At 70.2% G+C, this 22,475-nt stretch carries 18 protein-coding genes and 5 pseudogenes; 12 read left to right on the top strand and 11 right to left on the bottom strand.

Going from position 1 to position 22,475, the window contains the following annotated elements; translation table 11 throughout:
- Positions 1–236: 236 nt before the first annotated feature.
- The 4 genes and pseudogenes from OG259_RS40075 to OG259_RS40090 all read left to right on the top strand — a co-directional run bounded on the left by OG259_RS40075 (position 237) and on the right by OG259_RS40090 (position 2,939).
- Positions 237–1,037 (top strand): maleylpyruvate isomerase family mycothiol-dependent enzyme, encoded by an 801-nt coding sequence (locus OG259_RS40075; protein ID WP_328946757.1) that lies wholly within the window; start codon positions 237–239, stop codon positions 1,035–1,037.
- Positions 1,038–1,470: 433 nt separating this feature from the next.
- Positions 1,471–1,572, top strand: a pseudogene (locus OG259_RS40080) (IS5 family transposase); the annotation flags it as partial.
- Between the two features lie 38 nt (positions 1,573–1,610).
- Positions 1,611–2,261, top strand: a complete 651-nt coding sequence (locus OG259_RS40085) for an IS5 family transposase (protein WP_328946758.1) — start codon at positions 1,611–1,613, stop codon at positions 2,259–2,261.
- A 228-nt stretch (positions 2,262–2,489) separates the two neighbouring features.
- On the top strand, positions 2,490–2,939 hold the full coding sequence (locus tag OG259_RS40090; protein WP_328946759.1) for a hypothetical protein: 450 nt from the start codon (positions 2,490–2,492) through the stop codon (positions 2,937–2,939).
- A gap of 106 nt (positions 2,940–3,045) precedes the next feature.
- Here OG259_RS40090 and OG259_RS40095 read toward each other — a convergent pair.
- Positions 3,046–3,686, bottom strand: a pseudogene (locus tag OG259_RS40095) (transposase).
- A gap of 105 nt (positions 3,687–3,791) precedes the next feature.
- Here OG259_RS40095 and OG259_RS40100 point away from each other — a divergent pair.
- From OG259_RS40100 to OG259_RS40120, 4 genes and pseudogenes are all read left to right on the top strand, one after another.
- Positions 3,792–4,316, top strand: coding sequence for an NUDIX domain-containing protein (locus OG259_RS40100; protein ID WP_328946760.1), 525 nt, complete (start codon positions 3,792–3,794; stop codon positions 4,314–4,316).
- A 63-nt stretch (positions 4,317–4,379) separates the two neighbouring features.
- Positions 4,380–5,399: pseudogene (locus OG259_RS41910) on the top strand (IS5 family transposase).
- Between the two features lie 224 nt (positions 5,400–5,623).
- A complete protein-coding gene (locus OG259_RS40115; RefSeq protein WP_328946762.1) occupies positions 5,624–6,358 on the top strand; it encodes an SOS response-associated peptidase in 735 nt (244 codons plus the stop codon).
- A gap of 399 nt (positions 6,359–6,757) precedes the next feature.
- Positions 6,758–7,074 (top strand): annotated as a pseudogene (locus tag OG259_RS40120) (transposase); the annotation flags it as partial.
- Between the two features lie 143 nt (positions 7,075–7,217).
- Here OG259_RS40120 and OG259_RS40125 read toward each other — a convergent pair.
- Entirely contained in the window at positions 7,218–7,835 is a 618-nt protein-coding gene (locus tag OG259_RS40125) for a CGNR zinc finger domain-containing protein (RefSeq protein ID WP_328946763.1), read from the bottom strand.
- Positions 7,836–7,888: 53 nt separating this feature from the next.
- Here OG259_RS40125 and OG259_RS40130 point away from each other — a divergent pair, with 53 nt between their 5' ends.
- The 3 genes and pseudogenes from OG259_RS40130 (at position 7,889) to OG259_RS40140 (ending at position 10,531) form a co-directional block, all read left to right on the top strand.
- Positions 7,889–8,752: an NAD(P)-dependent oxidoreductase gene (locus tag OG259_RS40130; RefSeq protein ID WP_328946764.1), complete on the top strand. Its 864-nt coding sequence runs from the start codon at positions 7,889–7,891 to the stop codon at positions 8,750–8,752.
- A gap of 71 nt (positions 8,753–8,823) precedes the next feature.
- A pseudogene (locus tag OG259_RS40135) lies at positions 8,824–9,180 on the top strand (helix-turn-helix domain-containing protein); the annotation flags it as partial.
- Positions 9,181–10,093: 913 nt separating this feature from the next.
- Positions 10,094–10,531, top strand: coding sequence for a hypothetical protein (locus tag OG259_RS40140; protein ID WP_328946765.1), 438 nt, complete (start codon positions 10,094–10,096; stop codon positions 10,529–10,531).
- 178 nt (positions 10,532–10,709) lie between these two features.
- Here the strand turns inward: OG259_RS40140 and OG259_RS40145 are convergent, their stop codons facing one another.
- From OG259_RS40145 to OG259_RS40155, 3 genes are all read right to left on the bottom strand, one after another.
- Positions 10,710–11,315 carry a hypothetical protein gene (locus tag OG259_RS40145; RefSeq protein ID WP_328946766.1) on the bottom strand — a complete coding sequence of 202 codons (606 nt, stop codon included), beginning with the start codon at positions 11,313–11,315 and terminating at the stop codon, positions 10,710–10,712.
- Complete coding sequence (locus tag OG259_RS40150) at positions 11,312–13,024, bottom strand: serine/threonine-protein kinase (RefSeq protein WP_328946767.1); 1,713 nt, start codon at positions 13,022–13,024, stop codon at positions 11,312–11,314. Before OG259_RS40150 ends, OG259_RS40145 begins: the two co-directional genes overlap by 4 nt.
- A 309-nt stretch (positions 13,025–13,333) precedes the next feature.
- The gene (locus tag OG259_RS40155) at positions 13,334–14,449 is read right to left on the bottom strand and encodes a serine hydrolase domain-containing protein (RefSeq protein ID WP_328946768.1); all 1,116 of its coding nucleotides are present in this window, start codon (positions 14,447–14,449) and stop codon (positions 13,334–13,336) included.
- Between the two features lie 361 nt (positions 14,450–14,810).
- On the opposite strand from OG259_RS40155, the gene OG259_RS40160 reads away from it, so the two are divergent.
- A complete protein-coding gene (locus tag OG259_RS40160) occupies positions 14,811–15,701 on the top strand; it encodes an AraC family transcriptional regulator (protein WP_328946769.1) in 891 nt (296 codons plus the stop codon).
- Between the two features lie 126 nt (positions 15,702–15,827).
- Here OG259_RS40160 and OG259_RS40165 read toward each other — a convergent pair whose 3' ends face one another.
- The 6 genes from OG259_RS40165 to OG259_RS40190 all read right to left on the bottom strand — a co-directional run bounded on the left by OG259_RS40165 (position 15,828) and on the right by OG259_RS40190 (position 21,722).
- Positions 15,828–16,592: a class I SAM-dependent methyltransferase gene (locus tag OG259_RS40165; RefSeq protein WP_328946770.1), complete on the bottom strand. Its 765-nt coding sequence runs from the start codon at positions 16,590–16,592 to the stop codon at positions 15,828–15,830.
- A 39-nt stretch (positions 16,593–16,631) separates the two neighbouring features.
- Positions 16,632–17,231: a class I SAM-dependent methyltransferase gene (locus tag OG259_RS40170; RefSeq protein WP_328946771.1), complete on the bottom strand. Its 600-nt coding sequence runs from the start codon at positions 17,229–17,231 to the stop codon at positions 16,632–16,634.
- Positions 17,228–18,511, bottom strand: a complete 1,284-nt coding sequence (locus OG259_RS40175; RefSeq protein WP_328946772.1) for an MFS transporter — start codon at positions 18,509–18,511, stop codon at positions 17,228–17,230. Before OG259_RS40175 ends, OG259_RS40170 begins: the two co-directional genes overlap by 4 nt.
- A complete protein-coding gene (locus OG259_RS40180) occupies positions 18,508–18,933 on the bottom strand; it encodes an NUDIX domain-containing protein (protein WP_328946773.1) in 426 nt (141 codons plus the stop codon). The genes OG259_RS40175 and OG259_RS40180 overlap by 4 nt, the downstream gene beginning before the upstream one ends.
- Positions 18,930–19,814 (bottom strand): aminoglycoside phosphotransferase family protein, encoded by an 885-nt coding sequence (locus OG259_RS40185; RefSeq protein WP_328946774.1) that lies wholly within the window; start codon positions 19,812–19,814, stop codon positions 18,930–18,932. Before OG259_RS40185 ends, OG259_RS40180 begins: the two co-directional genes overlap by 4 nt.
- 138 nt (positions 19,815–19,952) lie before the next feature.
- Positions 19,953–21,722, bottom strand: coding sequence for an ATP-binding cassette domain-containing protein (locus OG259_RS40190; RefSeq protein WP_443052163.1), 1,770 nt, complete (start codon positions 21,720–21,722; stop codon positions 19,953–19,955).
- Between the last annotated feature and the right edge of the window lie 753 nt (positions 21,723–22,475).

Here is a 22,475-nt window from a genome sequence, read left to right on the forward strand (position 1 = left end):
GCGGCAGCATGACCGCGCGCACCGGGTGGATGTCACGTCGCCGAGGTGCCCGGCCGCACGGCGAGGCCAGAGCACCCACAGGCGCGACGCCTGGCGTACCGCCACCACCAGCGTCCTCGCAGCAGTGCGCAGCTTGTCACCCGAGCGGTGGGAGGCGAGGACGTCTGCAATGGCCAACCGGCGGCGACTGTGAAAATCGCTGTCCGATCACCGGATCACGGTGATAGACACCCGGTGTGGAAAAGAATCTTGAGTTCCCTGACCTGTTGCGACTGATCGATGAACGGTCGACCGCCTTCCGCGCCGTGGTCGCCGCCGCGCCCGGTCTCGACGCGCAGGTGCCGACCTGCCCCGGGTGGACGCTGTTCGATCTGGTGAAGCACCTGGGTGGGGGAGACCGTTTCTGGGCCGCCATCGTCGGCGCGGGGTCTGCCGACGCTCCCCCGGCCGAGGCCGTCGCCGCGCGCGCCGCGCTGGAAGTGCCGCAGGAGCGTGAGGCCCTGCTGGCCTGGCTGGACGCGTCGACGCAGCTTCTGCTGGGCGCCCTGCGCGAGGCGGGACCGGAGAGCGGTTGCTGGACGTGGTGGCCCGCGTCGCAGTCACCGCAGACCGCCGGCGGCACCGCCCGGCACCGGGTCCAGGAGACCGCGGTCCACACCTACGACGCCCAGCTCGCCGGGGCCTCCCCGCAGCCGCTGCCGGTCGAGCTGGCACTCGACGGTGTGGAGGAGTTCCTGTTCACCGTCTGCGCAACGCCGAGTGCCTGGCCGCACAAGCCCACGGCCTTCGACTTCCACGCCGCCGAGGGCCGCTCCTGGCGCCTCACCGTCGACGGCGACGGCGCACGCATCACCCGCATCCCCGCTCCCACCGCCGCGACCGGCGAAGACTCGGACGCAGCCGGCGCCTCCGTCCACGGAACCGCCAGTGAGCTGGTCCTCTACCTGTACGACCGGATCCAGGCCGACTCCTTGCACGTTGACGGAGACGCAGGGCTGCTCGACCTGCTCCGCGCCTGGGAGCCGGAGGAGAAGTAGGACGTAGCGGGGGCGGTTGGCCGCGCCTCGAGCCGGTAGGACACGACTCTTCGCCAGGTTCGTCAGTCGCGGCGCCGGGCTCAAACCCGCGAGGCGGCCTCGGGGCGTCACCAAGCCGACCATCTACCTGGATGGCAGTGCGAATTCGTCCGTCCCAGCGATCACGAGAAGCGACGCGACTGCCGTTCGTCCCGATCTCGTCGAGAAGTCAGTCGCTCGGGTGACTGCGGCGGCTGCCGCGAATGAGAGCAGGGCCTCTTGGTAGCTCGAAGGGTGTCGAATCCAACGTGCGGTCCAGGAGGCCCTGTTGTCGCATTTCTACGGCAACGCGGGAGTGAGGCCCACTTCAGCCACTCTCGCGTGTGACTGTCTGGCTCACAGGTTCGGGAACGCCAGAGACCACGAGGCGCGCGAGCGTCGGTATCCCACCGACATGCCGGACGCCGAGTGGGCGGTGGTCCGGCCACTGCTGCCGGTGCCGGGCTGGCTACGGGGCCGGGGCGGGCAACCGGAGGCATACTGCCACCGCGCGATGCTGGACGCGATCCGCTACCTGGTCGACAACGGCACGAAGTGGCGGGCCATGCCTGCCACTTCCCACCGTGGGACCGGGTCTACGCGTTCTTCCGGCGCTGGCGCAACCACGATCTGGTCCGCGAGTTCCACGACCGGCTCCGCCGCCTGGTCCGCGAGCGGGCCGGGCGGGACTCGGAGCCGGGCGCGGGCGTGATCGACTCGCAGTCGGTCAAAGCGGACGCGGTCGTCGGCTCTGACAGCCGCGGCTTCGACGGCGGCAAGCTGATCAACGGGCGCAAGCGGCACGTCGTGGTCGACACCCTTGGCCTGCCTCTCGCGGTGATGGTCACCGCAGCGGATGTGGGCGACCGCGCCGCGGCCCAGGTCCTGCTCACCCAGGTCACTGCCGCGCACCATCTGCTGGCCTTGGTCTGGGCCGACGGCGGATACACCGGCAGCCTCGTCGAGTACTGCCTCGCGGCCCCCGCCCTGGTCCTCGCCATCGTCAAACGCAGCGACAACATGCGCGGCTTCGTCGTGCTGCCCAAGCGTTGGATCGTCGAGCGGTTCTTCGCCCACCTGATGCGAAGTCGCCGTCTCGCGCGCGACTTCGAGCGTTCCATCGCCAGCGCGGAGGGGATGGTCTACTGGTCGATGACGATGCTCATGACCCGCCGTGTTGCCCGGCCACGTCCTTCGCGAGCGTGAATCGGCCAGGTGCCGGCTCGATCAGCCAGCCGCGCGCCGTCAGCCGCTTGGCCAGTCCTCAAGCCCGGAAAGACAACAACCTCTCAGGCGCAGATGAGCTTCTCCGAAGGCGCCGTCGTCGGGCTCACTGGCACTGAGAGCTCGTCGTCCATCCGCCCACGCCTGCCTGCGTCGGCCGATTGAGGAACTCGGTTGCGGTGGATCAGGCGGATGCGGTGATACTCCGGCATGAGTAGAGACGCCGAGGTCATCGTGCTCGCCCGCTGGTCGGACGAGGTGATGGAACCGCTGACCCAGGACGACCCGGAACGCACGTGGCGAGGCCGTTTCGTCCCGATAGCGGGGCACTGGGGCTACGAGTTCGGGTGGGCCCTGGAGTTCGAGAAAATGCATGCCCGCAAGGGCCTGCTCAGGCACCTGGAGTCGCTGCCGTGGCCGCATCCGCATACGGTGCAAGTTCTGCTTCGCGACCAGGACGACGACTGCTTCGGGCTATGGATGTTCCAGGAGGGCCGGCTGGTGGAAGTCACCATTCCGCGCACCGAGCGTTTCCACCAGCCGGCACCGCCCAATGAGGACTTCGACCCCGACCCGGGCATGCTGCTGCGCACCGACCAAGACAGCGCCCTGCCCGAGCAGACCCCGGAAGCACGCCGAGACACCCGATCACCCTGGTAGACCGAGTTCGACAGCTCATCTTGGGACGTCGGGGCTGTCGACGCGCGCGTACTCAGCGAACTGCGCCACCACTACCCAGGTGCCGACAAGCTCCGAACGAGGCGTTTCATTGCGGACGGAGCCATAGCCGGATAGCAGCCACGGTGACCGTCCCGTGGAAGACGTACGCCCGCTTGTCGAAGCGCGTGGCGACGGCTCGGAAGTTCTTGAGCCGGTTGATGGTCCGCTCGACCTCGTTGCGGCGGCGGTAGATCGTCTTGTCGAAGCCTGTGGCCGGCCTCGGCCACCTGGGCTGCCGCGGCGCCGGCGGTTGGCCCGCTGGTCTCTCGGCTCGGGGATCGTGTGCCTGATCTGGCGTCTGCGCAGGTGACGCCGATTACGGCGTGATGAGTACGCCGTATCTTCCCCGATATGGTCGGGCCGAGTGCGCGGCAAGTCGTGGAATCGACGCTGACCATGCTCCAGTCGATCCGGTCCTCGGCATCGGCGTCGGCCGGCCTGGACGGCCCGCAGGATCCTCTCCCACGTGCCGTCCGCCGACCACCTGCGATGACTATCGTGAACCGTCTTCCAGCTACCGAAGCAGGGAGGCAGGTCCCGCCAGGGGATGCCGGTCCGCTGCCGGAACGGAATCCCGTTGATCACACGGCGGTGGGATTGCCAGCGCCCACCCCGCCCGCGATTCGTCGGCAAGTGCGGCTCCAGTCGAGCCCACTCTTCATCCGAGTTGTGATCGGTGTCGGAGATTGTTCGATGTGGCGTGGCGGTGTGCGCGGCCGCCGCGGCGACGGCCAATGCTGGGGCCCACCGCTGCAGCCCGCTGGTGTCGGCGGCGGTCTATAGCCTGTCGCAATGATCCGTAGTGTGTTTGAGCAGCGTCCGCTTGATGCTGCCGTCGCTGACGCCGGGAGCGCGACGCTGGAGTTCGACCGGGCCAGGGCCTGGTTGCGCTCTGCGCTGGTTGGCGCCGTGGAGCCGTTGGGCGCCGAGGTGTGGGTCCTGGATGCAGCCCTGGAGCAGATCGTGCTGGTCAGGCATCCGTGGCGCGGGCTGGTCCCGCCAGGTGGCAAGGTTGAGCCCGGAGAGTGTCCGCGTGATGGCGCGGCCCGGGAACTGGCCGAGGAGACTGGGCTGCGGCCACGGTTGTTGGAGCGGCCCGCCGCGGTGGCAGTGCGGTCGTTCGGCCCGGGTTTGCCGGAGACGCTGTCCCTCTCCTATGCCGCGATCGGCGACCCGGAACAGCCGCTGATCGCGGAGGACGGGCAGCACGCGGCCTGGATGCGGCTGGACCAGGGCTGGGAGAGTTGCTTCCCCGATGACGTGCTGCGCGTCCGACAGTACGTGAAGCTTCTGAGATCGGGTTCCTCTGCCTGGTGAGTGTGGCCGTGCCTGGTTCTGTGATGCCGTCTTGCGGACTTCGGGCCGCGGCCGGTTCGGACGCTGGTAGAACGCTGCCGTGACGCGACGACGCGACGCGAACTGAGCGACAGTGAGTGGGAGTTGATCGGGCCGTTCTTGCCGGTCGGCCGATACGGCCTACCCGCATCGGCTTCGTGAGCAGTTCGAGGGTGTGCTCTGGCGGTTCCGCAGCGGTGGCCAGTGGCGAGAGATGCCTGCGGAGTTCGGTGACTGGCAGACGTCTACGACCGCTGCGCCCAGTGGCGTGACGCGGGCGTGTTCAGCGCGCTGATGGAGGCGGTGATCGCGGAGGCCGCCCGGCGCGGTCAGGCGGAGATGTCGCTGGTCAGCGTGGATTCCACGGTGGCTCGCGCGCACCCACGACGCGGCGGGCAGGGTGGTCGACCCCGAGGTGCTGGCGGCTGTGGAAGAGGCCGCTGTCGAGGAAAAGGGGCGGCGGGAACCGGGCAAACCGCCCCGGTAACCACGGCATCGCCAGAGCTGGAGACGGAGCGGACCGAACGCCGGAGGTTACGTCGGGGTCGCCGTGTCCGGCTCAACGCAGCGGCGCTCGGGCGCTCGCGTGGCGGGCTGACCAGCAAGGTCCATCATGCGGCGGACCGGCGCTGTCGCCCGTTGGCCTTCGTGCCCACGCCCGGGCAGGCCGCTGACAGCCCACGGTTCGTCGCCGTGCTTGAAGAGGTCAAGGTGCGTGGGCCCGTCGGTCGTCCGCGGGCCAGGCCCGACGCGGGTGGCCGCCGATAAGGCGTACTCGTCGCGCGGCAATCGTGCCTACCTACGCAGACGCCGTATCAAGGCGGTGATCCCGGAGAAGGCCGACCAGGCCGCGAACCGAAGAAGCGCGGCAGCGCCCTCGGGTGACCGGTCTCGCGCGACGCCGAACAGTACAAGGACCGCAGCACCGTGGAGCGTTGCATCAACAAGATCAAGGCATGGCGAGGCCTGGCAACCCGCTACGACAAGACACCCGAGAGCTACATGGCGGGGTTTCAACTGCGCGGATCCATCATCTGGATGCGCAGCCTCGACCCCGCCCAGTGATCACGACTCAAAACAGGCCCTAGGTGCGCCGATGCAAGGCCAGAACGAGTCGGGCCGCTGAGTAGACGCCTCGATGGGACGAGGACACGCTCCGGCTCGACTGGCCGCCGATGCCTCCGCGCGCAGCCTGGGCCGTGCCGGGTAACAACCGCACCGCACCACAGAAGTTGAGCCGGAGCCCGTTTCGTGAGGAATGCCGGCGGGTGTCGTGGCACAGTTGCCGCATGTGTGGCCGATATACCTCGACCCGTGGTCCTGAGGACCTGAACCGGCTCTTCCAGATCACCGTCTGGCGTCCCGAGGAGACGCTGGCGCCGAGCTGGAACGTCGCACCCACAGACAAGGTCTACGCGGTTCTCGAACGTGCCGGTCGCGACGGCGGAGACGACTCGCGCCGCGAGCTGCGGGCGCTGCGGTGGGGCTTGGTGCCGTCGTGGGCGAAGGACCCGAAGGCCGGTGCGCGGATGATCAACGCGCGGGTGGAGACCGTGCACGAGAAGCCCGCCTACCGGCGTGCGTTCGCCAGGCGCCGCTGTCTGCTGCCTGCCGACGGCTTCTACGAATGGGAACCGGTCAAGGACGAGGCGACGGGCAAGACCCGCAAGCAGCCCTACTTCATCCACCCCGACGACGGTCAGGTCATGGCCATGGCGGGTCTGTACGAGTACTGGCGCAACCCCGACGTCACCGGCGACGACGACCCGGACGCCTGGCTGACGACCTGCACGATCATCACCACCGAGGCCACCGACGAGGCCGGCCGCTTACACCCCCGCATGCCTCTCGCCCTCACCCCCGACCACTACGACGCCTGGCTCGACCCCCACCACCACGACACCGAAGACCTCCGCGCCCTCCTCACCAGGCCCGCGGACGGCCGACTCAATGCCCGGCCCGTCTCCACTGCCGTCAACAACGTCCGCAACAACGGAGCCCACCTGCTCGACGCACCCACCTGATCGGTCCTACCCGCGTCAGGGCGAGCGTGGGGCGAGGACAGCGGCCACCTCGGTGAGTGCCGCACGGCACGCCCCACACCCGGCCACTCACCCGCGCCGAGGCCGTTCCCACCCTCGGCTTCGGCCGGCTGACGGGGTGCGCGTGGCGCAGACCCGACACCGAACTCGGACGCGAATCCTGGAGAACGTCCGCCACACCGCTGGCCATGGTTTCGGCGGGGAGTACGGGCCACTCCCAGCTCGGCCGAGCCTGCGCAGACGACCGTGGCAGCACGCACCAGCTGCCACGACCGGCATTTCGTCGACGCGTACCAAGTGCTCTGCCACTTCGCAGACGAGCCGTACACCTCCCGGGCGTACGTCAGCTGTGTATACCCGGGCGGAGCCCTCTTCCGGCTCGGCAGGCCGCGCAAGCGGCCGGACCGGGTGCGGGCAGACAAGGCGTACGACTCCCGCAGTAACCGTTCCTACCTGCGTAGACGCGGGATTAAGGCCACCGTCCCGGTCCCGGCGGACCGGGTCCGGGCCGCCTGGGTCGCGGATCGCGCGGAGGTCGGCCGCCAAAGCTCGACAAGGACGACTACAAGCAGCGGCACGTTGTGGAGTGCGGGATCAACCGGCTCAAGCGCCACCGGGCTGTCGCCACTCGTTACGACAGACTCGCCGTCCGCTTCGAAGCGACCGTGCTGGTCGCCGCCATCAACGAATGGCTGTGACCAGCACTTTCGCAACAGGCCCTAGTTGTTACGGGTCGTGAGGTCGTTGACAACGTGCTGGCGGTGTCCGCAGCTGGCGACCCGCCTGTGGCATGAGCGCGAGGCGGCAGAGGACAGCTTTGGGGGAGGTTTCCTGTAGTCCGCTACTTGTTGGCGATTCGGGCCTTCTTGACCCTGTTGCCGCAGGTGTTCATGGAGCACCAGCGGCGGTTCGCGCCGCGACTGGTGTCGAGGAACAGGCCGGCGCAGCCGGGGCCTTCGCATGCCTTGATCCGGTCGCGGTCGGGGCCTCCGAGTACGTGGATGGCGTCGGCGGCAAGCACGCCGAGCGCGTCCCGTACCGGTGCTTCCTTGCTGAGGTTCCAGACTGCGATCCCGTTCCCGTCGAGCGCCGGCCTGGACTGTCCGGCAGTCGCGGCCTTGTTCAGGATCGCCGCGTCACCTGGATCGGGTCGCTGGGTGGCAGTGACGGCCAGCCCGGCACGGTAGATCGCTTCCCTCAGGCTGAGCGCATTCTGAAGTTCGGCGGGTGAGACGTCGGGGACGCCGAGCCCCGCGGCATGAAACCAGAGCTTCAGCCGGCCGTGGCTGGAGAGCCGCTCCTGGGGCGCCCCGCTGGCCCGGTCGCTCATCGTGGCAGTGAAGCGGAACGCCAGCACCTCGTTGTCCAGCCGGAACAGTTGACGGGCCTCCACGGTCACCACCTTCCGCACCACCATGGACCGCTGCTCGAACCAGCTTAGCCAGTTCGACACAGGCATCGACCCGAGCCACAATGAACCGTCTCAGACGGTTCAGGTGTGGAGGTTGCGTGATGGGCGAGGTTGCAGTCATCGGTCTGGGCGGGATGGGGCGGGCGATCGCGCGCAACCTGGTGCGGGCAGGACACGAGACTGTGGTGTGGAACCGTTCAGCGGGACCCGCGGAAGAGCTTGCGGAGGCCGGTGCCCTCCGCGGCGCCTGCCTCGCGGAGGCCCTCCAGTGCCCGGTGGTGTTCTCGGCCCTGTCCGACGACGCCTCCGTCACGGAGGTCTTTCTCGACTCCGGGATCCTCGACGAGGCCCGGCATGGGGCGATCCACGTCAACGTGGCCACGGTGAGCGTCGAGCTGGCCCGCCGTGCCGCAGAGGCGCACGCTGCGCACGGGATCGGCTATGTCGCCGCCCCGGTGTTCGGCCGGGTCAGCGTCGCGGAGGCCGGTGCGCTGAACATCCTCGCCGCAGGAGAGCCCGAACTCATCGACCGGGTCCAGCCGTTCTTCGACGTGATCGGATCGCGCACCTGGCGCCTGGGCGAGCGGCCCGAGCAGGCCAACATCGCCAAGGTCCTGGGCAACTACCTGATCGCCTGCGCGATCCAGTCCCTCGGGGAGGCGGTCAGCGTCGCCGACGCGGCCGGCGCCGACCCCGGTCAGTTCGTCGAACTGCTGACCTCGACGCTCTTTCCCGGACCCGTCTACTCCGGCTATGGGGCGATGATCGCAGAGCGGAGGTACCAGCCGGCCGGGTTCACCACAGCACTCGGACGCAAGGACCTCCACCTCGCCCTTGAGGCAGCAGCCGGTCAAGCGGTCTCCCTGCCGTTCGGCGAACTGCTCAGAGGCGTGTTCGACCAGGCGGTCGCAGACGGCCGCGCAGCGGACGACTGGGCTGTGATTGCCGAGCAGCAGCCGCGATGAACACCACTGCTCGTACGATCGTTGGCGCGCGGCGTCCAGCGCGAGGGTCCGCGTGCTGTCCGCGCCGCTGACGCTGCAAGAACCGCCCCATCGCACACGGCGCCGCGGAGATGGGCATCTCGCGCGCGTGTGCTTCCACATGGGTCAATCGGTACCGGCGGTACGGGGAACTGGGCCTGCTCGACCGCTCCAGCGCACCGCACCGCCAACCGACAACAACCCCTTGCGAGGTCGTGGCGACGATCGGGGCGCTGCGGCGCGAGCGCAAGTGGCCCGCGGCCCGGATCGCGTTCGAGCTCGCCGCCGACGGCGTGCCAATCTCCCGTCGGACGGTCACCCGCCGCCTCGCCGCGCTGGGACTGAACCGGCGGAAGTCCATCGACCCCATCGGCGAGATGAAGCGTGAACCGCGGGAAACCAGCCCCCGGCCGCGCGAGCCTGCAGCAGCGTCACCAACGTCATGGCCTCATACACCTGGTTGCGCCGGGGAAGGGCTCCCAAGGGGTTCCGTAACCGCGACTGTGTCGACCATGCGGCTCAGCTTGTTCCTGGCACGCGTCGCGCAGACCCGCGGCACTCGGATCTCGGCGACAGCATGTTCCGCGCCTGTGACCACGTACGACATTGCCAACACTGGTGTGTTGCTGAGAGTCGCGGCAATCCGGCCCAGCGCCCCCGGGGTGTCCCTGAGCGACACGACCATGGTGCACGTGTCAGGGCGGGAGGCCTCGTCGTCATTCGGCATTGCAGTGCACGGCTGAGGCGGCCGCTGCGCCTGGAGTGGCGCGGTCTGCGATCCGTTGCGCAGCGTCGTGCCGAACATTCGAAAGCTGCCGTCTGTCATGAGACTGCTCCTGTCCAGGTCTGGCAGGCCGGGTGGGCCGTTGCGTCTGGGGTGCTGAGGAGAAACAAAAAGACCCCTCGCGGAACGCGAGAGGTCTGCGTGCGGGCGGTGCGGCCGCCTGGGAGGGATCGCCCCCAGGTCACCTCGGTGCCGGCACGCGGGCGCTAATAATGAGACGCCGCTGCATGCCGGGGATCATCACACGGTGGGGCCACAGCGAAGAAGCCCGTCTCACTTACCGGACAGTCGGCGCAGGGCCGACGACCCGGCCGACGGAATCGCAAGGTCCGCAGCACCGACCAGCTTCCCGGGACATCCCTCCAGGCCGTTGGGTGCACGTACACGAGACAGACAGGCGGTGCTACCACCCGCACCACCGATACCACTGCCTCACGGTCCCCGGCACGCTGTCGCCTCGCGCCTTCGAACAACTGGGTCGCCGGATCATGCTGTGTGCGGCAGGATCAGCCGGATCCGTGCCGAAGGGAACGAGACCAATGATCACCGCCACTCAGGGGGTTGCGCTCACATCGCGCTGCGAGAGCTGTGGCGGCGAGTTGGTCCGCGACGTGGGTCAGTTCATCGAGCGCGGTCGGATCTCGTGGGGCGTCGAAGGGCGATGCCGAGCTTGCCCGAACGCATGGTGCGAGACGGATACGGGCCCGGCCCCCGAGGAGATCAGACAGGCCCTGCTGACCAGACACGGTGCCGTGTGGCTGCGCCTTGCCAGCGAGGAAGCGAGCCTCGTTCCCGTGCTGCAGGCCCTGCGCGAAACGCACCACCTCTCGCTCGCTGAAGCGCGGTTGATGGCCACCGAACTCAGGGCCGTCGGCATGGTCGGCACATCCGTGGAAATCGCGTACCTGGCTGAAGGGCTACGCAACCGGTCCGTCGCTGTGATCACGAGGGAGGCGGAGGACTCCGCGACGGTGTGAGGGCGCGCAGCGCCTCCAGGCACGCTTCGGCCGGCGCGAGTCCGCGACGCTCGTACGGATACCCCACGCGGAGACAGCGGAAGCCGCCGGGGCGGCGGGGTCGGGATAGCAGCGGCGCGGATGTCGGTCGCTCAGACGCCCGGTGCACGCCGCAGCCGCTCACGTACCCCTCTGCAGATCAACCGCAGTGGTACGTGAAGGTCGCGGCCGACGAGTGGGGGCTCGGGGAAGTGATCACGAGGCGCGCCACGGCTTGGTGCGTACCGGACCCGTGGAAGGTCCACAGGAGGTGGAGCCTCGCTTCCTTCTGTCCGCGAGTCAGCTTCTCGGTCAGGGCCCCGGACCGGGTTCCGTCGCTGCGTTCCCAGCGGTACGTCAGGGTGCCCGGTCGCCCGTCCGTGCGCACCACGCCCACCACGTCCGCCGTGCTGTCGCAGTCGAGCCTGTGCCCGGCGGTGCTGACGGTGACGTCCCGCACCGCGACGGTGGGCCCGTACTGCCGCCAGGCGAGGAAGACCAGAACGGCGACGAGTACGACGGCGGCGAACGCGTAGCGCCACGGCCATCGGGAGCGGGCGGGCCGTGGCGCGGGGACTCCTGGGAGTGTGCCGTGCCAGATCTGGACCACTGTGGGACTGTTCTCGGCACGGCGGACGGCTGCCGCGGTCACGCCCGGCCCGAACCGCAGCACTTCGCCTTCCACCCGGTCGGGCGTTGGCTCCGGCGTCGGACGCTCGAACCAGTGGCTGCCGAGTTCGGTGGCGCTGTAGTCGTCATCGTTCATGAGATCGTGCACCGCCGGATGAAGATCTGCTGCAGGGAACCGCCGTTCGAGGCGGCGGGGTACGTGGTCGCGCGCAGCCCCCAGTAGCATCCGGCGCCCCGGACGTCGTGGGCGAGCGTGAGGGTGTAGCTGGTGGCTCCCTCGCGCCGATAGGTCTCGGAGCCGTCGGGCGTGCCCGGCGCTCCCTTCTCGTCGCCGGTGAACCATTCGACGTAGATCGTGACTGGTCCCGTTCCGTCCGTCGTGACCTCGACGGTCCCCGACGCGGCGGTCGGCCCCGTCTGGCGCAGACTCGTGACGGAGACCGCGGTCACGGCGACGGGAGGGCGATCGGTAGTCGTGGTCGGGGGCGTGACGGTCGGGGTGGGCGGGGTTGCGGTGGAAGTGGCAGTGGACGTGGGCGAGGTGGGCGATGTCGAGCCGGAGGAGGTCGTCGGGGGAGGGGCCACGGTCGCCGTCGTCGTCTCGTCCGTGGGAGACCCGTCGGAGGTGGCGCTCGGCCCGGTGTTCCCGGACGGGGAGGGTGCCGCAGTCGTTGCTGTCGGAGGAAGTTCCGTGCCCAGGGACGACGGCGTGGGAGTTGGCGATGGCGATGGTGGTGACGTGCCGGGTTCGGGCGGGGGCGTGCCCGGCCCGGTGCTCGTCGTCGCGAATGCCTGGGCGGCCTCGTCGCCGTCCGCTGCCTCGACGCCGGCCCGCGCGGCGAGGGCGAGCAGGAGCGCCAGGAGCAGCGCGGCGGCACCCGCCGGCACCCCGCGAGGGAAACGCCACCGGGACCGCGGCGGCGGGGCCGGCAAGGTGGTGGTGGCGAGGGCGGTCGTCCCCTCGGACGCACCGCCGCCCGCGGAGGGGAACAGCAGGGGCAGGAGCGCGGCCAACGCTGCCAGTCGTCCCCGGCCCCGCTCCTCCCAGTCCGGTCCGTAGGCGGCCGTGGCGACCGATTCGAGCTCGGTCACGAACGCGGCCGCGTTCTCGGGCCGCTCGTGCGGGGACTTGGCCAGGCCCCGCCGGATGAGCGGACGCAGCGGCTCCGGCGCCTCACCGTCGGGAACGGGCGTGTCCAGGTGCTGCAGGGCGAGCTCAGCGAAGTTGTCACCGGAGAACGGCTTACGGCCCGTCAGACACTCGAAGAAGGTCGCGGTCGCCGCGTAGACGTCGGCCGCCGGTGAAGCGGGAGCGCCGTTCCACTGCTCGGGCGCCATGTAGGCGGGCGTTCCGGCGACACCCGGTGTGGCGCCCCGGCCGGCCGCGATTCCGAAGTCGACGAGCTTGGAGGACCCGTCGGCGGCGACCAAGACGTTCTCGGGCTTGTAGTCGCGGTGCACGACGCCCAACCGGTGAGCGGCGGCGAGGCCCAGGAGCGAGCCCTTGAGCACGACGAGGGCGGCCTCGGGACCCGTCGACCCCTCCCGCGCGATGAGGGCACGCAAAGCCACGCCGTCGACGAGCTCCATCACGATGGCCGCGCCTCGCGGCGCCTCGACGTATTCGTAGAACCCGACGACATACGGAGTGTCCAGGGCCCCGAGGAGCCGGGCCTCGGACCGGAACCCCCGCACGAACGCCTCGTCCGAACGGAACCGCTCACTCAGGTACTTCACGGCGACCGGCAAGCCGGTCACCTCGTGCCTGGCAAGCACCACGCGCCCACTGCCACCCGCACCCAGCTCCCGGGCTTCGACATACCCCGGGACCACCCATGCGCCCATGCCCGTCCCCCTCGACGCCGCGGCCGACCATTCCCCTCACATGGACAGATTCTGGCCACGGCCGGTTCCCCGCGAAAGAGGGCAAGCAGACGTACTGCGGACCGTGACAGTTCCGGAACGCGCCCCGAGCAAAGGGGAGTCGGCCGACCACGTACCGGGCAGGTCGCCCACCGGCGGAACCAGCGGGAAGGGAGTGGGAGAGGAGGCGGGGACGGGGAGTGGGGACGGGGACGGAGATGGGGAGTGGGGACGGGGAGTGGGGGACGGGAGCGGGCAGCCTTTGCAGGCCCAGGCTGCTCGTCGCCGTCGTCAGTGCAGTCCGCTGTAGGCGGCCATCACGATCTCCATGCCGCGGTTGTCGTCCCGCTGATCCCGATCGACCATCTGGTTCACGACATAGGCCACCGTCATGCGTGAGCCGGGATCGCTCACAACCAGCGAACCGCCCCAGCCGCCCCAGCCGAAGGTGCCGCCGAACCTACCGAAGCCCACCGCCCAGGACATGGGGGTCCGCAGGACGCGATCGTCGCCGCAGAACACCTCCTGCCACGCGGGCTCGCAACCCTGGGGGGACAGCAGTCGCACACCGCCGACCGAGCCCCGGTTCGCCAGTACCGACTGGACACGGGCGACAGACCGGGCGTTCCCGAAGCCGTTCACGGCAGGGATCTGCGCACGACGCCAGGCCACGGAGTTGGTGTCCTTGACCTGGATCACGGCACCGGTGTGCTCCCGGCGTGCACCGTCCGGTCCGAGCGGCGCGCCGGCGGCGTACTCGTCAGTCAGTGACAGCGGCGGGATCAGCGGTGCGACGCGGTGGTCATGCTCGGCGGAGAGCCCGATGTGGAAGTCCGCGCCCAGCGGCCCGGCCACCTCCTCGGCGAAGAACTCACCGAGGCTGCGACCGGTGATGCGGCGGACGATCTCACCGACGAGGAACCCGAAGGTGAGCGCGTGATAGCCGGCGGCCGTTCCGGGCTCCCATTCGGGCGCCTGCGCGGCCAGCTTCGTCGTCACGCGCTCCCAGTCGTAGAACTCCTCGACCGCCGTCAGGCCGGACAGGTCAGGCAGCCCTGCGGTGTGCGACAGAACGTGCCGTACCAACACTTTCTCCTTGCCTGCCGCGGCGAACTCGGGCCAATAGGCGGCGACCGGCGCGGACAGATCGAGTCGGCCCCGGTCGGCCAGGATCAGCGCACACAGGGCGGTCATGTTCTTGGTCGTCGAGTTCACGCCGGTGAGGGTGTCGCGCTCCCAGCTGACGGAACGGTTCGCATCGGCGTACCCGCCCCAGATGTCGACCACCGGCTCGCCGTCGACGTAGACGGCCGCCGAGGCGCCGACATCGTCCTTGCCGAGTGACGCCGCAAGTGCCTCACGCACTGCGTCAAACCGCGGCTCACAAAACCCCTTGATATCGGTCATGGCTATTAGCCTCAGGTAACGCCGGGGTGTCCTGCCCAACAATTCCCGCACTGCTTTTGTCGGGCGGGGCGCGATCATGTCTTCTCTGTCCCAGCAAGGCGGCCTGACGCCCGCGTGGTCGGCCCGTCGTCGGACCGCTACCCCGTCGCTCGACCGCTACTGGTTCCCCTGATTCCCCCGGCCGGCCGACGGCCCTGCCAGCTGTCCCGAAGACCAGCCGTAGTGGTAGCTGTTCCCACGGGGAACAGCTACCGGGATCACTCGTCGAGCATGTGCGCGACGACAGCCCGGCCGGTGTCCCGGAGCGCAGCGCGGATGGGTGTTCCTGCAATGGAGGCCCACGAAGGAAGGAAAGTTACGCGTGCTGGAACGGCTGAATCAGGCGCTGGACCACCTGGAGGCCTGCCTCGACCGGGAGATCGACATGGCCGAGGTGGCCCGGATCGCAGCGGTGTCGGAGTACCACTTCCGGCGGCTGTTCTCCGCGCTCGCCGGAATGCCGCTCCCGGTCTACGTGCGGCGGCGGCGGATGACGCTCGCCGGGGCCGAGGTGCTGGCCGGGGAGCTGACGCTGCTCGATGTCGCGGTGCGATACGGGTACGGCTCGGGCGAGGCGTTCGCCCGAGCATTCCGGTCGGTGCACGGCATCGGGCCGGGCGAGGCCCGGCGCACGGGTGCGGTGCTCACGGCGCAGCCGCGCATGTCCTTCCGTGTCGTCGTCGAAGGGAGTACGGCCATGCGGTACCGGATCGTGGAGAAGGAGCCGTTTCGGGTCGTCGGCAGGAAGGCCCGGGTCCCCCTCGTGCACGAGGGGGCCAACGCGGCCGCCGAGGCGCACCTGGAGAGCCTGGACAAGCAGGCGATCGTACGGATGAAGGAGCTGGCCGACCGGGAGCCGGAGGGGGTCCTGTCGGCGGTGGTGCACCTGACCGACAGCCGGGAGGAGGGCGCCGAGGTGGACTATTGGATCGGCGTGGCGACCGGTCTGGAGACGGCTGCCGAGGAGCTCGACAGTCTGGACGCCCTCGACGTGCCGGCCGGGACCTGGGCGGTCTTCGACAACCACGGGCCCTATCCGGGAGCCCTCCAGGAGCTGTGGCGGGACGTGTTCACGCATTGGTTCCCTTCGAACCCGTACGTGAGCAGGCCAGGTCCGGAGCTCCTGCGGACGGAGCCGGTGGAGATCGGCACGGAGACCGACTCCCAGCTGTGGATTCCGGTCGAACGGGGCAGCGGGAGCGCCGGGTCCTGAACACCGTCTGAAGACCTGGAAGACCTCCAGCGATGGGGACTTCGTCGATGACCCCCCGGTTGCGGGGGATCACCTGGGCGGCGTCCTGCTCAAGGGGGCCCTTACCGGGCGCAGGGCCATCTCGGGTCACTCGACGGCGTCGAGGCCTCCCGGTCGGGGCTGACGGGGGCGGCTGGGCACGCGTTCCGGGCGGCGTGCCGCGTACAGCCGGTACGACAGGGGCTGGGCGGCCTGCGGGTGGTCCATCGCCGTGACCGACTCCACGGTGAGGCCGTTCTCGACCAGGAGGTCCTGCCACAGGGGCGGGGCGAGGACCCACATGTGCATCCGGTGCTCGGTGTTCGTGCCGGGCAGCCGCAGCACCTCGGGGCGCGCGGTGACGGAGCCGGACGGTCCGGCGCCGTGGGAGTTGGTGTGCAGCGCGCTGAACACGAACCGCCCGCCGGGCTTGAGTCCGTTGGACAGTGCGGGCAGAAGGCGGTGCGGGTCCAGGAACGGCACGCCGCTGATGGAGTAGATCAGGTCGTAGGGGGAGGCTTCCCGCAGGTGGTCAACGGCGTCGGCGCAAGCCAGGTGCAGCCCGGGGGTGGCGGGGTAGCGGGCGAGGGCGCGCCGGTGCTGGGTGGGGGAGGCGTCGACGGCGGTGACGTGCGCGCCGAGGGCGGCCAGGTGGGCGGCGTGCCGGCCGACCCCGGCTCCCAGGTCCAGGACGCGCAGACCGGCCACATCGCCGAGTACTTCGACGCCGGTGCCGGCCTGCGGGATGTCCCAGGCCCACCTGTCCAGTTCCGGAAGGTAGAAGGTCCGGCCCAGTTGGTGGTGGCCGTAGAGCTCCCAGATCTCGGCGGAGTGCTTCTCGATGTCCAGCACCAGGTTCTTCCTTCCGGTCACGAGGGGGAGAGAGGGGGGAGAGGGCGAGGGGGCAGTCGGTCAGGGACGCAGGGCATAGCAGCGCAGGACGTCGAGGTCGGCGGTGCGGACCACGGACCAACCGGTCGTGAGCAGTTCGGCGTCCGCAGGAGAGATCCCGAGCCCCAGAAGAGCCGGGTCGGTGGTCCTGCGGCGGCCGGCGATCTCGGTGACGACCCAGAAGGTTCCGCCGGGTGCGAGGAGGCGGCGGACGCGGTCGAGGAACGCGGGCTTGTCGTCGATCCACCGGTAGACCAGGCGGCAGGTGATGAGGGCGTAGGCCGGGTCCGGCAGGGTGGAGAGGTCGTCGGTGGTGATGTCCAGGCACTGCCAAGCCGGCCCGGGGCATGTGTCGTGGGCGGCGTCCACGGCGTTGGCGGCGAGCGCGACGGCGGTGGGGGAGCAGTCGACACCGGTGGCGCGGTAGCCGAGCTCGTCCTGGAGGTATCGGGCCAAGGCGCCGTCGCCGCTGCCGATGTCGAGGGCGGCGCGGGCGCGGCCGCGGCCGAGGTGCTCGGCCATCAGCTGCTTCTCGGCGGCGTCGGGCCGCCGGTAGCGGCGGCCGTCGGCCCAGCGCGGCTCCCAGTAGGCGGGGCACGCGGTGGACACGGTAGTGGTCATGATGCTCCTTCTCGGGCGTGCGGCAGGACCGCGGGGGCGGGCATGGTCCGCAGAGCGCGTACGGGGGACGTCAGCAGCAGGAGTACGGGCACGATCTGGAGGAGCGCGCCGAGGGCGAGGACGGTCGGCACGTCCAGTACGAGCGCGAGAGCCCCGGCGGTCGCGGCGGCCAAGGGGCGCCCTCCGGCGGTCACGGTGGTGCTTGCCGCCTGCATCCGGCCTTGGAAGCGCGGATCGCACAGGGTCTGCCGCAGGGACCGCTGGCTGGTGCCGGCCGCTGTGGCCCAGAACAGCTGCCCGGCCAGCGCCGCGGCCAGCGCGATCTGCCATCCCGGTCCGGGACCGGCGAACAGCAGGGGGAGCTGGGCGATCGGGCTGGTCGCGAACCCGGCGATGATGGTGGGCCCGATGCCGATCCTGGCCGCGATCCTCGGCGCGAGCAGCGCACCGGCCAGGCTCCCGACGCCTCCGACGCCCACGATCATTCCGAGAGAGGTCGGAGAGATGCCGATCGTCGTCAGGAGGTAGAAGGCCCAGTACGTGTTCATGATCGCCAGGCCGAAGGACAGTACGGACAGGGCCGCGATCACTGTGCGGATCGTGGGCTGCCCGAGCACGTACCGCACCCCTTCGACGATGCCCTGTCCGAGGCCGCGCTGCTCTGCGTCGGACGGTACGAGGGGCTGGGCAGGTCGCATACGCGATACGAGCACGGCGGAGACCACGAACGACGCGACGTCGGCGAGAATCGCCACCGCAGGTCCGACGGCACCGACGAGAGCGGCCCCCGCGTTGCTGCCCGCGCTGTCGGCAACGGACGACGCCGCGCCCAGCCGGGAGTTGGCGTTCTGGAGTCGTTCCGGTGCGACGACGGAGGGCAGCAGGCTGATCGCCGCGGCGTCGTGCACCACCTTGGCCGAGCCGAGCAGGAAGAGGACCACATACAGCTGGCCGATGGTCAGCAGATCCGCCACGGCTGCGACCGGGACGGTGAGCAGGGCGCCGGCCGCCGCAAGGTCCGAGCCGAGCAGCTGACGCCGCTTGTCGTACCGGTCCGACAGGACTCCGGCCCACAGTGCGAAGGAACTCGGCAGTTGGCCGACGAAGGCGATCAGAGCGACCTCGGTGGTCGTCGCGTGAAGTTCGAGGACGGCCACCGCGGCCAGGGCGATCGTGCTCACAGCCGAACCGGCGAGGCTCGTGCTCTCGCTCGCCAGGAGATACAGGAAGGGCCGGCTCGCCCACGCGGGCGTCCGCGGCGCGCGAAGGGAGACGCTCACCCGGTCCCACCCCCGGACCGCTCGGGTGGGATCACGTCGGCGTACCGGCTGCCGACAGCGAACAGACGCAGGACCTCGCGCTTGAGGGGACGGCAGTCGGCGCGTGGTCCTGCGGGATCCGCGTCCACGGGATGGAGAGGGATGAGCCGGCAGAACCCGAGCCGTGCCGAAGCGATACCGAATCCGGCCTCCTCGGCGAGCTCGCGCGCCGCGCCTCCGTCGAAGGATTCCCCAGCTTCGAGCCGACCACCGCCGCCGACGACGGTCTGCGGGCCATCGGAAGGCCACGAGCGCGGCTGACGCCGGCCCGTGAGCACCCACCCGTCGCCGGGGCGGGCGGCCCGTACCCCCGTACTCCCCCGCGTACCGCCGCGCTGGGGCAGCACCATGACGTGGGCGGTGCTCCGGTGGATGCCGCTCACAGCAGGTTCTCCCTCCTGAGCCGGTCCAGGGTCCGCCGCCCCCGGGTGGTGACCTCGGGATGGTCGTTGTCCGGGCCCCAGGCAAGGCAGTTGACCGCGTCCAGAGCGGTCAGACAGCGCAGTGCCCGTCGCTCGGCCGTGGTGAGCGCTCGCCCGTACGCCTGGAAGAACACCTGCTCGCGATCGGGATGGTCGATCCACTCGGTGACAGCGAGGATGACGAGGTCCTGCACCACGGCAGCCGGACGGGTTCGCTCGAAGTCGATCAGCGCAAGCCCAGTGGTGGACCACAGCCAGTTCCGCGGCTGGTTGTCGCCGTGGATGTACCCGACGGGCACCGGGCCGACGCGGCGAAGCTCGGCGGCGTGATCACGGATGAGTTGCTGCTCGCCCGCCGTGAGCCGGGCACCGGCACGCGACAGGTACTTCTCCGCCCCGTCGGCAGCGGCTACCAGGGACGCTTCGGCCTCCGCCTGGTCGGCACGGTCGAGTTCGCCGGCCTCGTGGAGGCGGGCGCACAGCGCACCGGCCTGCCGGTGCACCGCCCGCCCCTCGCCGCTGGAGAGACCGAGCCCCGGCACCGGGGAGCCCGGCACGACCGAGAGCAGCAGCGTCAGGTCCTCCGCACGGCTGTCGAGGAGGTGGGGCGCCCGGCCGTGGCCGAGCGCGGGGACGACGTGGCGGTACGCCCGGGTCTCGCGGGTGAAGAACTTCTCGCTGGGCGAGACCTTCACGTACCAGCCGGCCCCTCTCTCGCTCCGCAGCTCCCACACCCGGGAGCGAGGCCAGTCGTGCGAGGCATCGCGTACGGCCACGACCGGCCCGATCCGCCGTTCGGCCCAACGCCGCGCGGCCGCGGGCAGGGGCTTCGCCTGCCTCATGCCGCGCACCTCACGCCCGTCCGCGAAACGGGCAGGGAGCAGGGGACACGCATCGCGGCGGTGGCGAGGGATAGGGCACTGCTCCTCCTTGGTGGTGCCCGTCCTACCGCGGGGCAGGACAGGCGGTGACGTGGTCGATCAGCGGTCCTGGGACAGTTCCAGCAGCTCGGCGAAGGTGCCGCCGCCGTGGGCGAGGTCGTCGTACCGGCCCTGCTCGGTGATCCGGCCCTGCTCCATCACGATGATGTGATCGGCGATCCTGGTGTTCTCCAGGCAGTGGGTGACCACGATCGTGATGCGGCCGGAGGCGATGGCCTTGATCCGCTCGAAGATCTGGTGTTCACCGCGCGGGTCCATCTGGGAGGTCGGCTCGTCGAGGATCAGCAGCTCCGGCCGGCGGTACAGCGCCCTGGAGCACGCGATGCGCTGCCACTGGCCGCCGGAGAGTTCCGTCCCGCCGAAGATGTCCCGGGCGAGGAGGGTGTCCAGTCCCGCGGGGAGGTCGTCGACGGCGTCGCGGAGACCTACGGCGTCGACGGCCTCCCACACGGGGGTGTCGTCGTGGGTGCGCGGCTGGCCGAGGGTGACGTTCTCGCGCACGCGCAGCGGCCACTGCGCGAAGATCTGCGGCACCAGACCGGTGTTCGCCCACACCGTGCCGGGGTCGACTCCGGCGAGATCCGTGCCGTTCCAGGCGACCGTGCCCTTGTCCGGCAGGTAGATCCCGGTGAGCAGGCGGGTGAGGGTGGACTTGCCCGAGCCGTTCGCGCCGACGATCGCGAGGATCTGGCCGCGCCGCAGGGTCAGGGAGACGCCGTCGACGGCGGGCTTGTCCTTGCCCGGGTACTGGTAGACGACCTCCTCCAGGCGGATCTCGTCGACCGGTACGGTGAGGCGCCGGGGGCCACGCCTGGGGGCGCGGGCGGCCGCGTCGTCGAGGAAGGTCTGCATGTCGCCCAGGTAGAGGCTCGTGTGGAAGACCGCGGCTCCGTGGATGACGACCTGGGACAGGGACGAGAGTGTGGTCTGCACGGCGATGACGGCCGTCGCGGCGACCGCGAGGGCGATCCGGCCGGACATCGCCAGCCAGGCCAGCGCACCCCACGTCACCATCAGGAAGACGCCGCCCGCGAGCGCGGACAGCAGCGCGATCCGCAGGGTCCGCGGCGCGGCGGCCAGGGTGCGCCGGTCACACCGGTCGGACAGGGCCCGGTACCAGTAGGTGAGGTAGTCGGTCATCGAGTTCGCGCGGACCTCGTCGCTGTACTTCGACTCGGTCGCCCACCAGCGCATCATCCCGCGCACGTTGCGGTCGGCGATGTTGCCGTAGTGGATCTCGTAGTCGACCCGCGCGCTCAGGACTGCCCCGACACCGGCCGGGAGCACGGCGAGCAGGAGCAACGGCAGCATCAGCGGGTTCAGTGCCGACAGCACACCCCCGGCGGTGACCATGCGGATCACCGCGGACACGAACCGCTGCGCGTCGGTCACCATCACATGGGTGCGCATCACCCCCATCTCGGCCGCCTCGCGCCGGTCCGAGAACCCGTCCTCCGCGTACGCCACCGCTTCCACCCGGCACACCGCCTCGACCAGAGCCGAGTCCGTCTCCGTCGTCAGCCGCGGCGTGATCCGCCGCTCCGCATACGCGGCCACCGCTCCAGCCGTACGAGCCAGTGCGGCGGCGAGCGCCACCACCAGCAGCGCCGGCATTGCGCTCCGCAGCCGGTCCCCGGTGGTGCCGGCTCCGAGGATGGGCTCCATGGCGCGGGCGGTGGAGGTCAACAGCGCGGCGGCCGAGGCGCCCGTGACCAGTTGGCAGCCGAGAAGCAGCTGCACGGCCCGCCGGTCGATCCGCCACGACAGCCGCGCGACACGGCTCAGGACGGCAGGGATCCGCGCGCACATGCGCCGGAAGGAGACCTCGGCGAGCGGATTGATGGCGTACTGCCCGCTGTAGGTGATCTCCGCGGGCGGCGGAGGCGGCGGTGTGGTGTCCTGCTGGTCGTTCCTCGCGGTCGAGGTCAACGGCGGGTCCTCCTGGACGGTCGTCGTGCGTGGTCGTGAAGCTCAACGAGCACGCCGGGATATCGAACTGGTGTCTTTCGGTCTCTGCCGGAACCCCGAGATTCGGCGCGTGTCGGAGCGTGGCGAATGCACGGACCCAGACCCCGCAACAGGCGTGAGGAGCGGCCCGGTTGGCCGAAACGCCGACGCTCGGCATGTTCGACGGAGGGGTGACGTCGGAGCCGGTTGCCGGAGGGCCGGCAGGGGGCGTGGCCGGGGCGAGCCGGGAACGCCGCCGACTCGCTGGGCGAAGCGGCCTCGCGACTTCAGGGAATGCCACGGCGTGCCTGGTCGGCTGCCGACGGGGGGCGTGGGCGAGCGCACTTCGTGAACGTGGCACCGGCGGCGCGGCGATCCACTCCGTGGACGGCTGCAAGCCGCGGTCCCCGTCGCCGCCCCGAAGAACGGCTCCGGGGCCACCCGTGACGAAGGCCGCGACCGCCGTGGCTACTGGGCGAACCCGGTGTCCACGATCATGAAACCGCACCGTGGCGCGTACGGCGGCCCGGGGGCTGTAGCCCTGATTCCATGGGGTTCAAGAGGCGCCAAGCGTTCTTCTGCGCCAAAAGAGGGCGATCCGCAACGCGTTTTATG

The organism is Streptomyces sp. NBC_00250, from assembly GCF_036192275.1.
Taxonomy (GTDB): Bacteria; Actinomycetota; Actinomycetes; order Streptomycetales; family Streptomycetaceae; genus Streptomyces.

Coding starts and splice junctions, on each gene's coding strand:
- OG259_RS40155 (WP_328946768.1), bottom strand. CDS start 14,449: ATGACCGATATCAAGGGGTTTTGTGAGCCGCGGTTTGACGCAGTGCGT.
- OG259_RS40140 (WP_328946765.1), top strand. CDS start 10,094: ATGATCACCGCCACTCAGGGGGTTGCGCTCACATCGCGCTGCGAGAGC.
- OG259_RS40185 (WP_328946774.1), bottom strand. CDS start 19,814: ATGAGGCAGGCGAAGCCCCTGCCCGCGGCCGCGCGGCGTTGGGCCGAA.
- OG259_RS40125 (WP_328946763.1), bottom strand. CDS start 7,835: ATGCCTGTGTCGAACTGGCTAAGCTGGTTCGAGCAGCGGTCCATGGTG.
- OG259_RS40150 (WP_328946767.1), bottom strand. CDS start 13,024: ATGGGCGCATGGGTGGTCCCGGGGTATGTCGAAGCCCGGGAGCTGGGT.
- OG259_RS40100 (WP_328946760.1), top strand. CDS start 3,792: ATGATCCGTAGTGTGTTTGAGCAGCGTCCGCTTGATGCTGCCGTCGCT.
- OG259_RS40190 (WP_443052163.1), bottom strand. CDS start 21,722: ATGTGCGCGCGGATCCCTGCCGTCCTGAGCCGTGTCGCGCGGCTGTCG.
- OG259_RS40145 (WP_328946766.1), bottom strand. CDS start 11,315: ATGAACGATGACGACTACAGCGCCACCGAACTCGGCAGCCACTGGTTC.
- OG259_RS40170 (WP_328946771.1), bottom strand. CDS start 17,231: ATGACCACTACCGTGTCCACCGCGTGCCCCGCCTACTGGGAGCCGCGC.
- OG259_RS40115 (WP_328946762.1), top strand. CDS start 5,624: ATGTGTGGCCGATATACCTCGACCCGTGGTCCTGAGGACCTGAACCGG.
- OG259_RS40090 (WP_328946759.1), top strand. CDS start 2,490: ATGAGTAGAGACGCCGAGGTCATCGTGCTCGCCCGCTGGTCGGACGAG.
- OG259_RS40130 (WP_328946764.1), top strand. CDS start 7,889: ATGGGCGAGGTTGCAGTCATCGGTCTGGGCGGGATGGGGCGGGCGATC.